At 62.9% G+C, this 13847-nt stretch carries 12 protein-coding genes and 1 pseudogene; 5 read left to right on the top strand and 8 right to left on the bottom strand.

From position 1 onward, the window contains the following. Positions 1 to 40: 40 nt before the first annotated feature. From ACW9KT_RS19965 to ACW9KT_RS19935, 7 genes are all read right to left on the bottom strand, one after another. Entirely contained in the window at positions 41 to 2389 is a 2349-nt protein-coding gene (locus ACW9KT_RS19965) for a GumC family protein (RefSeq protein WP_457083695.1), read from the bottom strand. 8 nt (positions 2390 to 2397) lie between these two features. Then, entirely contained in the window at positions 2398 to 3171 is a 774-nt protein-coding gene (locus ACW9KT_RS19960; protein ID WP_457083692.1) for a polysaccharide biosynthesis/export family protein, read from the bottom strand. 340 nt (positions 3172 to 3511) lie between these two features. Further along, positions 3512 to 4249, bottom strand: coding sequence for a DUF4184 family protein (locus ACW9KT_RS19955; RefSeq protein WP_457083691.1), 738 nt, complete (start codon positions 4247 to 4249; stop codon positions 3512 to 3514). Between the two features lie 209 nt (positions 4250 to 4458). Further along, complete coding sequence (locus ACW9KT_RS19950; protein ID WP_457083689.1) at positions 4459 to 4677, bottom strand: hypothetical protein; 219 nt, start codon at positions 4675 to 4677, stop codon at positions 4459 to 4461. A gap of 386 nt (positions 4678 to 5063) precedes the next feature. Next, entirely contained in the window at positions 5064 to 5777 is a 714-nt protein-coding gene (locus ACW9KT_RS19945; RefSeq protein ID WP_457083687.1) for a PKD domain-containing protein, read from the bottom strand. Between the two features lie 515 nt (positions 5778 to 6292). Then, positions 6293 to 6610 (bottom strand): hypothetical protein, encoded by a 318-nt coding sequence (locus ACW9KT_RS19940; RefSeq protein WP_457083685.1) that lies wholly within the window; start codon positions 6608 to 6610, stop codon positions 6293 to 6295. Between the two features lie 4 nt (positions 6611 to 6614). Continuing rightward, a complete protein-coding gene (locus ACW9KT_RS19935; protein ID WP_457083683.1) occupies positions 6615 to 7256 on the bottom strand; it encodes an AAA family ATPase in 642 nt (213 codons plus the stop codon). A gap of 438 nt (positions 7257 to 7694) precedes the next feature. Between ACW9KT_RS19935 and ACW9KT_RS19930 the strand changes: the two genes are divergently transcribed. The 5 genes and pseudogenes from ACW9KT_RS19930 to ACW9KT_RS19910 all read left to right on the top strand — a co-directional run bounded on the left by ACW9KT_RS19930 (position 7695) and on the right by ACW9KT_RS19910 (position 13349). Then, positions 7695 to 8192: a hypothetical protein gene (locus ACW9KT_RS19930; protein WP_457083681.1), complete on the top strand. Its 498-nt coding sequence runs from the start codon at positions 7695 to 7697 to the stop codon at positions 8190 to 8192. Between the two features lie 888 nt (positions 8193 to 9080). Further along, a pseudogene (locus ACW9KT_RS19925) lies at positions 9081 to 11501 on the top strand (outer membrane beta-barrel protein). Between the two features lie 65 nt (positions 11502 to 11566). Beyond that, entirely contained in the window at positions 11567 to 11914 is a 348-nt protein-coding gene (locus tag ACW9KT_RS19920) for a hypothetical protein (protein ID WP_457083679.1), read from the top strand. Further along, positions 11893 to 12591 (top strand): sensor histidine kinase, encoded by a 699-nt coding sequence (locus ACW9KT_RS19915; RefSeq protein WP_457083678.1) that lies wholly within the window; start codon positions 11893 to 11895, stop codon positions 12589 to 12591. Before ACW9KT_RS19920 ends, ACW9KT_RS19915 begins: the two co-directional genes overlap by 22 nt. Beyond that, positions 12588 to 13349, top strand: a complete 762-nt coding sequence (locus ACW9KT_RS19910; RefSeq protein WP_457083676.1) for a LytR/AlgR family response regulator transcription factor — start codon at positions 12588 to 12590, stop codon at positions 13347 to 13349. The genes ACW9KT_RS19915 and ACW9KT_RS19910 overlap by 4 nt, the downstream gene beginning before the upstream one ends. A gap of 13 nt (positions 13350 to 13362) precedes the next feature. Here ACW9KT_RS19910 and ACW9KT_RS19905 read toward each other — a convergent pair. Continuing rightward, positions 13363 to 13847, bottom strand: a 485-nt coding sequence (locus ACW9KT_RS19905; protein WP_457083674.1) for a hypothetical protein, incomplete at its 5' end; no start/stop codon positions are given.

Raw genomic sequence — 13847 nt, 5'->3', positions numbered from 1 at the left:
AAAAGAAACTCCCAGGGGCCAGGCCCACTAGCTGAGGGGCTTAGGGCGCCGGCACGCTGTACGCTGGCCGCGCGCCCACGGCAGCCGGTGTACGGGCCGCAGCCCCGCGACGGTATACTTTCTGGTAGCCGTAGCCGTAGCCGTAGCCCGTGTAGTGAGTGAGGAAGCCCCGGGGCTTGACGGCATTGAATACGATGGATAGGTTGGGCAGAGCCAGCAGCTTGGGGTTTTTATCCACGTGCTGCACGATAGCCAGGGGGGTGAAGCCCTGGCGGACAACGAGCAGGCTCACGTCGGCCCACCGCCGGAGCAGGTAGGCATCGATGGCCAGCTCCACGGGCGGGGTGTCCAGGATGATGTAAGCGTAATTCGCCCGCAGAGTAGCAAACAGCTGCTCCATGGCCGCCCCCGCGTACCAGGCGGCTTGGGCCGGGCCCGGGCCCGGCCCGAGCAAGTCCAGGCCCGGCACGGCGGTGGGCTGCATAACCTGGGCCAGGGGCACTTGGCCCCCCAGGTAGTCCCCCAGGCCCAGCTGGCTGGCCGGCGCGTACGCCGCCGGCGCGGCGGGCGTGTGGGGATTCAAGTCCAGCAGAATGGTTTTGTAGCCCGCCGCCGCCAGGCTTTCGGCCAGATGGGTACTAATAAAGGTCTTGCCTTCCCCGGCTAGGTGGGAAGTGACCAGGATGCTCTGGCGCCCGGCGGTGCCCTCGTATAAGCCCAGGGCGGCCTGCAGCTGCTCCAGCTGGGCGGCCACCACGGCGGGGGACGGCGCCGGGCGCAGCCCGGAGCGGCGGGCGTAGCTGACTTCCCCCACCACGGGCAGGGTCGTGGCTTTCTCCAGGGTGGAGCGAAACGTGACTTTGCCCCCCGTTTCCTCCTTGACAAACACGTAGGCCGTGCTCAGGGCAAAGCCCGCCAGCAGGGCGCCCAGCAGAATGAGCATGCGCTTGGATGCCACGGGCGTGACGCTGGCTTCGGCCCGATCCACTATGCGGCTGTCGGCCAGGTTGGAAGCCGAGCTCAGCTCAGCTTCTTCCTTGCGCTTGAGCAGAAAGGCGTACACGTCGCTTTTAATGGCCTGCTGCCGGCTGATCTCCAGCAGCTCCCGCTCCTTGCTGGGCAGGGTGCGCAAGACTGAGTTGTACTGGCTGGAGCTGCCCGCCAGGTTGCCGCGGCTGGCCAGCAGGCGACTGCGCTGGGAGCGCACGATATTGCTGATGCTTGGCTTGATCTCCTGGATTTCGCTTTCCACGGCCCGGGTCAGCGGGTGGTTGGCTCCCGAGGAGGTCCGAAGGTTGGCTTGCTGCAGCTCCAGGGTGTTGACTTTCTGCAGCAGGTCGGCCAGGACCGGGTCGCTGATGCCGAGCGTGGTGGGGACGATGCCCGTCCGGCTGCCCCCGGAGCGCACGTAGTCCTCTACCTTGGCCAGCACGGCCAGCTGGGTGTTGATCTCGGCAATCTTACGGTCGTTGTCGGCCACGTTCTGCAGGTAGAGCTGGCCCTGCTGGCTTAAGTCCACGACATTCTGGGTGGCCTTGAACTGCTGGATGCGGCCCTGAATGGAGTCCAGCTCCCGCTCCACCAGGCGCACCCGGTCCGTGATAAAAGTGAGGGTGTTGGCGGCGAGCTGGTTGTTGTTCACGATGGAGGCCCGATTATAGGCTTCCAGCAGGGCATTCACGATGGCCTCCCCCCGCTCGGGCACGGCGTCCGTGTACTGCACGGTCACGACGCTGGAGAGCTTGCTGCTGGCACTCACCTCCAGGTTCGTGAGCATGCCGTCGGTGACTTGCTTGGGGGGCACCAGGGAAAAGTACAGGGGCCGGTCGGCCGGGCTTTTCTGGGCCGCGTTCTGGCGAAACTGCAGCACCCCGTAGGGAGTCTGGTGCCACGGCCCGAGCGCGTACGCTTGGCCCTGCAGGCTTACCCGCTGGGTGCCGGCATCATAAGTAAACGGGATTCGCTCTTGGGCTTTAATAGTGGCGGGGTTCTGCACCCTTACCGTCACGGGCGAGGTTAAGTAGGCCGACGCGGCTTTGATGCGGCCCGCCGCCGACACCGGCGCGTACAATCCCAGGTCCTGGACCACCGCATTCATCAGGGTACGGGACTTGAGCACCTGGATTTCGTTTTCTACCGTCTTGTTGGCTGCGTACACGTTCAGGGAGCGCAGGGTTTCGGACTCCTCGACGCCCTTGGCCTTGTCGTTGATAACCAGGGTGGCATTGATGCGGTAAACGGGCACCAGGTATTTGGTCGCGACCAGGGCCAGGGTCAGGAAGGAGGCGCACAGCAAAACGTACAGGGGCCAGTAGGGCAGGTAGCGGGAAGCTAACAAACCCAGTAAGCTAACCTCGGCGGGTGCTGGCTGCTTTCGTACCGGTTTCATAGTCCTGATTAGTTAGCCAAAATGTTGATCACCAGAATCAGCACCGAGAAGCTGCTGACAATGGCGGGCAGGTACTGATTTAAGCGGCTGACACTGGCCACGCGCGCCTTGTTGGGCTCCACGTACACCACGTCATTGGATTGGAGATAGTAGTAGGGGGAGGTGAACAGGTCGGCCGAGTTCAGGTTGACCCGGTGGGTTACCCGCTTGCCGTCGACTTCCCGAATTACCAGCACATTATGACGCTTGCCGTAGAGGGTGATGTCGCCGGCCAGGCCCAGGGCCTCCAGCAGGGATATCTTCTCGCTGGGCACGCTGATCACCGTCGGGGTGGCCACTTCGCCCAGCACCGTTATCTTGTAGTTGAGCAGGCGCACGTCCACGACCGGATCCACCAGCAGCTTGCGCTCCACGATGGTCTGGCGGATAGCCGTCTGCAGCTGCCCCGTGGTCAGGCCCTGGGCCCGCAGGTCGCCCAGCATCAGGAAGTGAATAAAGCCCGCCGGGTTGACCAGGTAGCCGGCCAGCTCCAGCTGGGTGCCGGCAGCGGTGGTGGTGCGCACGTCCGTGCGGCCCGGCAGATTGAAGATGCGGGCCGCCTCCGGGTTTTGGCTGCTAACCGTGATGGCCAGCAGGTCCTTGGGTTGAATAAGGTGCTCGGGGGCGATCAGCTCCTGGAATTCGCTGTTATCCTGCAGGCTGTTAAAGTAAGTGGCTTGGCGGGTGTTGACGCAGCCCGCCAACAGCGCCAGCAGGAGCAACAGAACAAGCGGTTTAGGCATGGAGGGGGCAGAAAAGGGCAATAGGGTGGATTTAGAGAAACGAAAAAAGCACGGCGCAACCAAATCTTCCTGGCTCCCGCCGCGCCCGGAGGCCGCCGCGCGCGGGGCGCTGGCGGGAGCAAGTACGACAAGGTAGGTTACGGCGGCGGCCCGCGCAACGCTACCGGTACGAAGACGGGCCAAGTTCGTTAAGCTGCTCCTTTAGCCGCCGGCGGCGCGGGCCTACTTGGGATGTTGTAGACAGGGTGGCTAACGCCGTCTGGGTCCTGAGCCGTAAGCTGCCGCCTGCAACCGGCACATTACCTTCCTGAATCTCTCTTAGGCGTAGCCCGGGTCTTACTCACGGCTTTCGGGCGGACAGGCCCCAGCAAACCAAAACCAGGGCCCAGAGCAAGGCGGCCAGGATGGAGACCACGACATCCATGGCTTGGAGCGCGCCCCCGAGCTGTACGCGCAGCAGGGTAATAAGGCCCGCAAGCAATAGAATTGCCCCCCAGAACTGGGTGATGGATAAAGCTGAAGTACGGGGGGGCACCGGGGCGACGGGCAGGTGGTAGATAAATGCTAGGATGGCAATGACGCCCACCAAGGAGTGGCTGGCCAGCACCGCCAGATAAATGGGGGTGTGCCGTTGCCACTCGCTCAAAGCCAGCAGACGGCTTTGGTGCTCGTACAGGTAATCGGCGCTGCGGTGCAGGAACTCATCCCAGGCCAGGTGGGAGAGCGTGCCCAGCAGAATGGACAGCAGGACTATGGGCCAGCTCACCCTAAGTAGCTGCTGCCAGTTTGTTTTCCCGTAGGCCGCCAACCGCGCGTAGAGCGGCCGGGGCAGGTGCGCCAGCAGGGGCTGGCGCACCACGCGGTGAAAAACCAGGGCCAGCACGAGAGCCAGGGGCAAGTCAAACCAGAAGACCCCGGCCCAGCTGTGGCTGTACACGCTAAAGCCTTTGCGCATGCGCAAAAAATACTCAAAGTCCGGCACGACACTTCCCACGATAAGGCCGGTGGCCGAAAGGCCGGGCCGCTTCCTGAGCAGCAAGGGTAGGACCAGGGCGGGGTGGGAAAAAGTAAAAGGCATGGGAGGGCAAGGCCGCCGAAAGAGTTTTTTGCCCGCCTCTTGAGCCGGCGGCCGCTAGCAAAGAAAGCCCAAGTACAGTAAAAACCGCGCGGGGCGCGAGAGCCTAGGTTAAGTGGGTCAGCTCGCCCAGCGCCGAGCGGCTCAACTAAGACCCTAGGCCAAGCAGGCGCCTAGGCTGGACCTCGGCTGCCGGCCGGCCTGAAAATGCCCTAGGCGTTAGTGCCCGCTCCCGGGCTCAGGGAAGCGTACTCGGCGGCTTCCAGGTGTACCAGCACCTGGTCCATGGTTAGCTGCCCCCCGACGAAGGCGTCCAGCAGCACGTGCTGGTAGGGCCCCGGAGTCAGGAAGGGATGGGCCGGGAATTGGATGGCCAGGGCGACGGCCTGACGGTGGGCCGGAGACGGGCTGAGGGAAGCGGGGGTACGCACGGGACTGTTCAGTATAATTACGGACTACAAATTTCGCCTATCCGTAGTTTGCGCGCAAGCTGAACCAGACGGGGATTTATACGTATTCTTTCTTCTTGGGCTACTTAGGATGCCGGCCTTACCACCGCCGGGCCGGCATCCTAAGTAGCCCCCGAAGCATAAGCACGAGTCGGAAGGCAGTTGTCTACTGTTCCGTCGCCTTGCCCGTCCCCTACATCTTTTCCTTGCCCATCATGGGCGGCCAAGAAATTAAGTGCCAGGAGCCGCCAGCTTGCAGGGCTAACGCGCCCGCGGCCCTAGCCTAGGCGCTTTGCGGGCGCCCGGGCAGAGCTACGCTTCACCCGGACGCCGGCTCCCCCCTCCCCTACCGGACTGGCGTCGGCTCGCTAGCGGGTTTCGTAGCTTAGGGTGATGTTCCAGGCCGCCGGGTTGTCGGGCGGGCCGGGCAGGGTGTAGGACCCGTTGCCCTCGGCATCCCGGTTGGCGGTAGGCCCGGCCACGGGCAGGGTCCACTGGCCCATTTTATCGTCGGAGGCGGAGTCTTCGTCCCGTACTACGATGGTCCACTCCCCCGGAGTCAGCTCCGTATTCACCGGGAAGTTAAGGGGCAGGTTCGCCGGCGCCACGTTGCTCGTGGTCGGGGTGCGGGTGAAGGGCGCCTCAACCGCCGCCGCAGGCTTGAACTGCACGAACACATCCGGCCCGCTGCCCCCCGCATCCCACCCCGTCCCGTCGGGCTGCAGAAAGGGCAGGGCCGTGACGGTGATGGCCCGCAGGTAGCGTTTGCCTACTTTGATGGTTTGAGCCCGGGAGGAAGATTGGTTGTCCGCCGTAAAGGTCGTTAACACCACGTTATAAGTGCCGGGTGCGGCAAAGGTCACGGTAGGGGCCGCGCCGGTGGCCGTTTGTCCATTACCGAAATCCCAGGCGTAGCGGGCCGCCGTGGTCGGAACATCGGCGAAGCTGACGGGCTCGTTTACTTCGACCACCGTGCGGCTGGCGGTAAAGGTGGCCGGGACGGCGGGTTGGGGGTCATCCGAGCTGGGGCGGCAAGCACTGATGCTCAGCAGCACTAGTCCATAACGTAGCAGAGTATGCATAAGGGCGGGAGATAAGGGATTAAAGCCTTGATTCAGGAAGGGACCCTGGGCTTCCCCCTACCCTTAAACTTCGTGCCGGAGTTGGAGCCGCCCGTCGAGGCAGCTTCGGACGAGTTAAGGGTGCGTACTTGCCCCTACTCTTCACCCCCTTAGCAATTCTCCCTAGAGCTTCTCTTCCCGCCCGCTCACCGCTCGGCTTGAGGGACTAGGCCGGGCCGGGCAGCATCCGCTTGGCTTGCTCCTCCCCTACCTGCCCGCAATCAGGCTTTTGCCCTGTGTTTACTGGCAATGGATTATTTTACATGCATTTAGCGATGATATTTGCACCTGTTTTTACACTTATTTAATCACCCTTAATTACACCTTATTTATTGTTTTAAATTTAAGCTAACACAAAACAAATCTCACCTGCTTTTACACCCGCTTATCAACCTATAAACAGGTAAATAAGCAGGTGTAAAAGCAGGTGAGCTTCGACCAGGCAACCCTAACTTAACTACCCAGGGGCGGGGCACTTAGCCCCCGCTTCCGTACTTCTTTTGCTCGCGCTGAATTTTTTCGGCAATGGCTTCCAAGATCCAGTCCTGGGTGGAGACGCCCAGCTTAGGGCTGGTCGGCTTTCGGGGGCGCCGGGCCCGCAGCTGATCAATCTGCCGCAGGGTCTCGGCGGGCAGGCGTACGTTGAAGTTCTTGAGGGCGGGAGCCGGCGCCTCGGCCTCCAGGGCGGAGCTGCCCCGGCTGATGACGGCCGCAATCTTTTTCTCGTCGGGAGCACTGGCCGCGGGAGCTACGACCCCGGGGGCCTTTTTAACGGGGGGTTTGGAAATGGCCATGGTCCTACTGGGTTATGTGGCGAAACAGCTGATCCAACTCCGCAACGGCCTTTTCATCCACGGGCGTGGACTCGAACACGGACAGCCCCTTGCTGGCTGCCGTGGCGAAGGCCTTGCGGTTGACGACGGGAAAATCCACGAAGTGCAGGGCCTCGTTCTCGCGCAGCACCTCCATGGCCTCGGCGTTGTCTACCCCCCGGGTGTCGGCTTTGTTAAGAAAGGAGTAGGTCTGCAAAGGCGTGGTGCGCACCTCCTGCACCTCGGCCAGCAACGCCAGCACCTTGGACAGGGTCCAGATCTCGTAGGAGCGCGGGGCGAAGGGCAGCAGGTAGCAGTCGGATACGAACAGGGCGGCGCGCTGACTGGACGTATCGCGCCCGCCCGTGTCAATGATGATGTGGCTGTACTTGGGCCGGAGCAGCTCCACCTGCCGGCGCACCAGGGGGCCGGTCAGCTGCACGAGGGTGTAGCCGAGCTCCCCGCTCCGGGTCTCGCCCCGCCAGGCTGTGAAGTCCGAAGAGCTCTCCTGCTCGTCGGCATCCACGAGCAGCACGTCGTGGCCCTGCCGGGATAGCCACACGGCCAGATTGGTAGAAATGGTGGACTTTCCCGTCCCCCCCTTGATGCCGCCTACGGTGATTACCATGGAGTTACGATTTAGTTTAAGGTGTGATAATTGGTGTAAATAAGGGTGTAAAACTGGGTGTAGATAGCAGTGTATTTATGGGTGGGTATGCGAGTGCGCATGCAGGTTTCAAAACTAACCTGCATCCTTATGCAAAACAAGGTGTATTTTTCAGTAAGTATAGTTAATCAGTGAGCCGCCAGTCTGCCGAGTTTACCCTGGGCGCTTTTGCGTAGCTATCAAGGGCGGCGCCTAAATTCAGTAGGCTAGTCCAGTCACCTAAAGTGGGTGCGATTGCGCATCTGGTATAAGGTGTAAAATCAGGTGTAGAGCTGGTTTTTTATGGGTGATAAAGTTAGCGCTTGGTTACTCTTTGCTTAGTCGCCAAACGACAGCAGGAGCAAGGCCAGTCAACGGCAAGGGGAGCGGGGAAGCCTGTCATCACAATTTCTGCGTCCCTTGTCGCTCGCCGAAGCCCGTACTCTCCTGCTTTCCTGGCCCGGAGTGGGACCTAAAACGATCAGCAGCGGACTGCTCCTCAGCGGCCCACCCAAGCGGTTGATACGTACCGCCTGCGCCTTGCCCGACGATGGCGGTCCCGGTGGAGGAGACGAGTTACGCGTGCGCTGTGCTCCCTCGTGCGGCCGCGCCCGGCGCAGCACCAGCAAGCGCCGGGCGCGGCCGGCTCGTGCCCGTAAGCTTATCCTGGAAGATGCGGTCGCATCCGGCCTTAGTGAAAATGTCGAGTTGGGTATCCAGGTTCTGGTCCCGGGTGGAGACGCAGGCGAAGCCGCAGTTATGATTCAGCGGTTAGCAGGTTTGGTCCACAAAGACAACCGCCTGTTTCTTTTTAACCCGACTTTTAGGTCCCAGGTCACGGCCGTTTTCCTAGCCCGGGGTAGGGTAGGAGGGAGGGGCCCGAAACCCTTACCCTTCGGAACGGCTTCCTATACCTAGTGAGGGCTACCTGTCTCCCAGTGCTGGTCCCCGCTAAGGGCAAAAGCACGGCCGACCCTTTCGGGCGAGAGCAGGCCGCTCACCGTAGCCCAGGTCTTCCCGTAGTCCGAAGGAAACTGGCTAGACAAGGTATCCCGTCCCCCAAAGCGCCACCGCCGCCGATCAGTCGGGCACGCTACTGCCCTGTGCGGAGGGAGGCGCACGCTGGTAGAGTAGACCCACGTACGACCATCCCAAACGGGGCACCGCCCTTTACTGCTTTAGAAAGCGCGCCCGCTGGGCTCCCGCCCGAACCTAGTACATCCCGCTGGCCAGGCGCCCAGGGGCAGCACCAGCGGGGAGTTGGGCGCGGGCTGGTGGTAGAGTAGTTGGCCCCGCAGGTTCCAGAAACTGACCAAGGACTATTGGGGCACCCCCTAACTAAGAACCGTTTCGTGGGCCGGCACGGGGCTAAGCTGCAGGGCCTCGCCCAGGGCGCGGCCAGCGAAGACAATTCGCTGCGCCGCCCGACAAAGCGGTCCAGGCCCGGTGGTTTCGTTTTCCCGGATAAGACACTCCAGCTCAAGCTCCCTTAGCGGGCAACAGCGAGCCGTGTGAAATACGCAGTCGGTTCCTGGCGGGATGCCCTATAACCGCAGCTCGGCTGCCCTAGATGGGGCATGCTCATGCCCAAGTGGATTTGGCTGACCACCACGCTTTAGACATGCTGAAAAATGGGTAGGTACCAAGCCGGGCCCATCGGTCTCACTGGGCGTACATCCCATTTCACTGGTAACACATCCCGCTTTACAAGAATTTGATTTCGGTTGCCAAGGGCACTCAGGACCTTTGTTTCACACCTGCCAGGTAGGCTGGTGCCGAACCATTGCTCAAGCTCCTGAATCATGAATCTGCGTCCTTGCCTCTTGCCGCTGCTGCTCCTCATTCTTCCGCCCCGCCCTGGCGCAACAACCTGTTACGCTGACGGGGACGGTTCTCGACTCCCAGCGCGCTTCCTTGCCTTTCGCCAACGTATCGGTGGTGCAAGCCACCGACTCCGCTTTCGTGACGGGCATGGCCACCGATAGAGACGGCGTGTTTCGCCTGCCGGTTTCGGCTCCGGGCACGTACCGGATCAAGATTAACGCCTTGGGTTACCGCGCCTGGACCTCCCCGGTGCTGGCGGCCGACGAAGCCCGAGCGGTTCAGACCCTGGGCAACATTACGCTCCAGACCAGCTCGCACCGGTTGCCGGGCGTCACCGTCCGGGCCCAGAAGCCTCTGCTGGAGCAGCACCCCGACCGGCTCGTCGTGAACGTGGCAGGCGCGGCGCTAACGGCCGGCAACACGGCTTTCGACGTGCTGAGCAAGGCTCCCGGCGTATTCGTGGACCAGGAAGGCAACATCCAGCTCAACGGCAAAAGCGGCGTGCAGATCCTGCTCGACGGCAAGCGCGTGTACCTCGCGCGCCGGGAGCTGCAAACCTTGCTGCAGAGCCTGCCGGCCGCCCAGCTGCGCACGCTGGAGTTGATGAGCAATCCTTCGGCCCGCTTTGATGCGGAAGGGTCAGCGGGCGTCATCAACCTCACGTTGAAGAAAAATACCGAGCTGGGGCTCAGCGGCAGCACCTACGCTGGTGCCCAATACAACGGCGCTGCCGGGTACAGCGCCGGGGGCACCGTGAACCTCAAGCAGGGGCCGTGGAGCTCGTTCGCCAGCCTAGACCTGGCCCGGCGGCCTACCCGCCAGTCCACCCGCATGCAGCGCACCTTCGGCCCGGATAGGGCCGGCTTAGCCTTGGAGCAGCAAGGCGAGCAGATGGGCTTCCGGACGACCCCAACCCTGCGCCTGGGCACCGATTACGACGTCACGGCGCGTCACAGCGTCGGCGCCGCCGCCCACCTGGTGCTGGCCGACGAAGCGACTGCCTTCGCCTCGGAAACCCGGCTGGGCACCGGCGCTTCGGCCGGCCCGCCGCGCGGGCTGGCCCGCAATACGCAGGAAAACCGCCTGCGCAGCGGCACCTTTGACCTGCACTACCTGGGCAAGCTCGATACGCTGGGCACCACCCTGGCGGCCGAGGTCGACTACGCCACCCTGCGCGACCGTACCCGTAGCGACTACCAGAACCGGTACGTAGGTCAACCGGCGGGGGCGGCGGAGCGTTTCAGCAGCCACAACCCCGTGCGTTACGGCATCTTCGCCGTCAAAACCGATTACGCGCGCCCCCTGGGTGCCCAGACGAAGTTGGAACTGGGTGCCAAGCACAGCCAGGTACGCTCCGACAATGACTTGACTTTTTACCACGATGCTGGCCTGGCAGCGGCCCAACTGGATTTGACGCGCAGCAACCGCTTTTTGTAACAGGAGGCCATCTATGCCGGCTACGCCAACCTGGCCACCCGCCTGGGTGAGCGGTGGCAGCTGCAGGCCGGCCTGCGCGCCGAGCAGACCCGCAGCCGGGGCACGTCCCCGACGCTGGGCCAAACCACCAGCCGGCGCAACCTAGACTTGTTCCCCAGCGTGTTCGTGCAGCAGCAGGTCCGTAAAGACTACCAAATCGGCTACCAGTATAGCCGCCGCATCAACCGCCCGCAGTACGAGTACCTGAACCCCTTCGTGTTTTTTGTCGACCCGTACACCGTCTCGCAGGGCAACCCGCAGCTGCGGCCCCAATACACGAACGCCTGGCAGCTGAGCCAGACGCTGAAGTCTACCTACCACCTAACCCTGGGCTACGACCGCACGGCCGACTATATCGCCGAAGTGCCCACCCAGCGCCCCCTGGACACCCTGACCGTGTTGCAGCAGCGCAATGTGCGCCGCTTCGACCAGTTGAGCGGCACCCTGGTCGCCCCCCTGCGCCCGACGGACCGCTGGCAGGTCAACAACGTGCTCAGCGTGGCCTACCAACACTTCCGCACCGCGCTCCAGGGCCAGTCCGTGCGCAACACCCGCCTGCACTACTTCCTGCAGAGCACCCACCGCGTGGAGCTGCCCGCGGGGCTGAAGCTGGAAGTCAGCGGCGTGTACCTCGGGCCCCAAGCCTACGGCATCTACCAGGTGCAGCCGCTGTGGTGGGTAGACGCGGGGCTGAAGCGCAGCTTTCTCCACGACCAGCTGGACGTGAGCCTGAACGTGGTGGATATCTTCCGCTCGCGCCACCTGCGCGGCTCCTTCCAGGCCGAAGCCAACCGTACCGCCTTCGACGTGTACCGCAGCACGCAGAGCGTCGGCCTGCAAGTGCGCTACGCCTTCCGCCGTGGCGCTACGTTTAAAGCGAAAACCCGTACCAACAACTTGGAGGAGCTCAGCCGCGCCAGCGAGTAAGGTCTCCTCCCGCTCGGGTGCGTGGGTCAGGGCTTCCTGGCCCCGCCCGCATCCCGCTACTTGCCATGCTAAGACGCTTCACGATTGCCGGCCTGACGGCCGTAGTTTGGTTTTACTCCGTCGTGTTCATTAAGCTGGGCACGCTGTGGTTTTTCGACCTGCGCGGCATGCTGGAGCTGCCCTTCATCTTTTGCTTTCTGCTCACCTGCTTCTGGGTGCACGAACAAATTGCCCGCTTCGCGGCCGCCCAAAAGCTCAGGGGCCTGCCCGGCTGGGGCAGCAAGCTGCTGGAGGGGGCGGCCGTAGCCGCCACGGGCATTGTGCTGAGTGCCCTTTTCGTATTCCTGCCCCAGTACCTGCTGATTCCCACCGCCGAGTTCCCCCCCAGGCGATGCGGCTGGCCCTGGTGGTAACGGCGGTGGCGTCGCTGTTCTTTTACTACTTCGTAGAAGGGGAACGGACGCAAAAAAAGCTGCAGCAGGCGTATTGGCAGGCCGAGCAGTTGCAGAAGGAAAGCTACCAGGCGCAGCTGGCAGCGCTTAAGAGCCAGGTCAACCCGCACTTTCTGTTCAACAGCCTGAACGTGCTCGGCTCCCTGATTTACAAAAGCCAGGACCAGGCAGCGACATTTCTGCACCGGCTCTCGGGCGTGTACGGGGCGGTGCTGGAGCACAGCGACCAACCCACGGTGCCCCTCCAGACCGAGCTGCGGGTGGCCGAGGCGTACATCTTCTTGATGAAAACCCGCTTCGGCGACACCGTGGACATCGAGGTGCGCGTGCCCGAGCACGACCAGGCCCGCCGCGTGCCGCCGTTGGTGCTGCAGCTGCTACTCGAAAACGCTTTCAAGCACAACCGCGCGACGAAGAGCCGGCCCTTGCGGGTGCGGCTCTTCGTGGAAGACAACTGGCTGGTGGTCGAAAACAACCACCAGCCCCGGCTGGAGCCGGAGCCGGGCACCGGCCACGGCCTGCCCAACATCGTGCGGCGCTACCAGCACCTAACCCCTCAGCCCGTGGCCGTACTAGCCACGGACGACACCTTTACCGTGCGGCTGCCCCTGCTCCCCGCCGCCGTCCCCGCCGCATGAACATACTCCTGATCGAAGACGAACAGCTGGCCGCCGAAGTCCTGGCCGACCTCATCCTCCGTCTGCGGCCGCAGGCGCACATCGCCGCGACCGTAGGGTCGGTGGAAGAAGCCGTGGAATGGCTGCGGCGGCACCAGTCCCCGGAGCTGATTTTCTGCGACATTCACCTCGCCGATGGCAACAGCTTCGCCATTTTTCGGCAGGTAGAGGTGAAGTGCCCGGTTATTTTCACCACGGCCTACAATCAGTACGCCATCGAAGCCTTTCGGGTCAACAGCATCGATTATCTGCTTAAGCCCATTGCGGCGGCGGACGTGGCCCAGGCCCTGAAAAAGCACGAAGCCCTGCAGCAGCAGCACCTAGCGCAGGGCTTAGGCAATCTGCGCCAGCTCGTGCAGTCTGCCGCCAGCCCAAGCCCGGCGGCCCGGACGCGCTTCATGGTCAAACACGGGCAAGCAATGAAGGCGGTAGCGGTGGAAGAGGTGGCGTACTTCTACGCCGAAGAAGGCGTGGTCTTTCTGGTCACCAAGGCCGGACCCCGCTTCCTCATCAATCTCACCCTCGACCAGTTAGAGCAGGAGTTGGACGCCAGGCAATTCTTCCGGGCCAACCGGCAGCTGATCGTGCATATAGCGGCGGTGCAGGAAGTACGCCCTTACTTCAAAGGGCGACTGTCGCTGGTGCTAAAACCCGCTTATGGGCAAGAGCAGATTGTTAGCAGCCGCGCCCACGCCTTCAAGCAATGGCTGGATATGTAAGGTGAGGGAAGGACTAGCGAGTGCCCAGCCCGGGTTGTTGAAGACCTGGATTGCTTGGCGGCCACTTGCCATGGCCGGGGAGAGTAACCCACCCTATCTGGGGCCGCACTCCGAGCTGGTCGGGGGGGCGCTCGGGTAGATGGCCAAGCGTGCGGGTCGGATATAGGCCGCAGGTTGAGGCGGCTAGGACCCGTTCGGTAACGGCCCTCGGGTTCGGGAGGAGAAGGCCGCGGTGGCGCTTCCTCGTATCGTGGGTGAAGGCCCTATCAATAGCGCCCTTCGAGAGGGGCGTGGCCCTGCTAGTCCGGCCACGAAAGGCGCTCGTCATGGGTTGATCGGCCTGGCCGTCCTGCCGCCCGCCCACGCGGCCCGCCCCGGTTTGCGGGGCCGCGGGCAGGGTGTCAAGCGGGTCTTGCTCTTTTTTACAGGCGCTCAGGCGGAGCCGCGCTAGCAAGAAGAGAAGGCGAGCCAGTTGGCTCGCCTTCTCTTCTTGCGGTG

Source organism: Hymenobacter sp. HD11105 (assembly GCF_054051685.1).
Note: the sequence above shows the minus strand (reverse complement) of the source record. Positions and strands in the feature narration are given on the sequence as shown.

Bases quoted from the DNA above. Each gene is read 5' to 3' on its own strand.
- ACW9KT_RS19920 (WP_457083679.1), top strand. From the start codon at position 11,567: ATGCTAAGACGCTTCACGATTGCCGGCCTGACGGCCGTAGTTTGGTTT.
- ACW9KT_RS19965 (WP_457083695.1), bottom strand. From the start codon at position 2,389: ATGAAACCGGTACGAAAGCAGCCAGCACCCGCCGAGGTTAGCTTACTG.
- ACW9KT_RS19940 (WP_457083685.1), bottom strand. From the start codon at position 6,610: ATGGCCATTTCCAAACCCCCCGTTAAAAAGGCCCCCGGGGTCGTAGCT.
- ACW9KT_RS19910 (WP_457083676.1), top strand. From the start codon at position 12,588: ATGAACATACTCCTGATCGAAGACGAACAGCTGGCCGCCGAAGTCCTG.
- ACW9KT_RS19945 (WP_457083687.1), bottom strand. From the start codon at position 5,777: ATGCATACTCTGCTACGTTATGGACTAGTGCTGCTGAGCATCAGTGCT.
- ACW9KT_RS19915 (WP_457083678.1), top strand. From the start codon at position 11,893: ATGCGGCTGGCCCTGGTGGTAACGGCGGTGGCGTCGCTGTTCTTTTAC.
- ACW9KT_RS19955 (WP_457083691.1), bottom strand. From the start codon at position 4,249: ATGCCTTTTACTTTTTCCCACCCCGCCCTGGTCCTACCCTTGCTGCTC.
- ACW9KT_RS19960 (WP_457083692.1), bottom strand. From the start codon at position 3,171: ATGCCTAAACCGCTTGTTCTGTTGCTCCTGCTGGCGCTGTTGGCGGGC.
- ACW9KT_RS19935 (WP_457083683.1), bottom strand. From the start codon at position 7,256: ATGGTAATCACCGTAGGCGGCATCAAGGGGGGGACGGGAAAGTCCACC.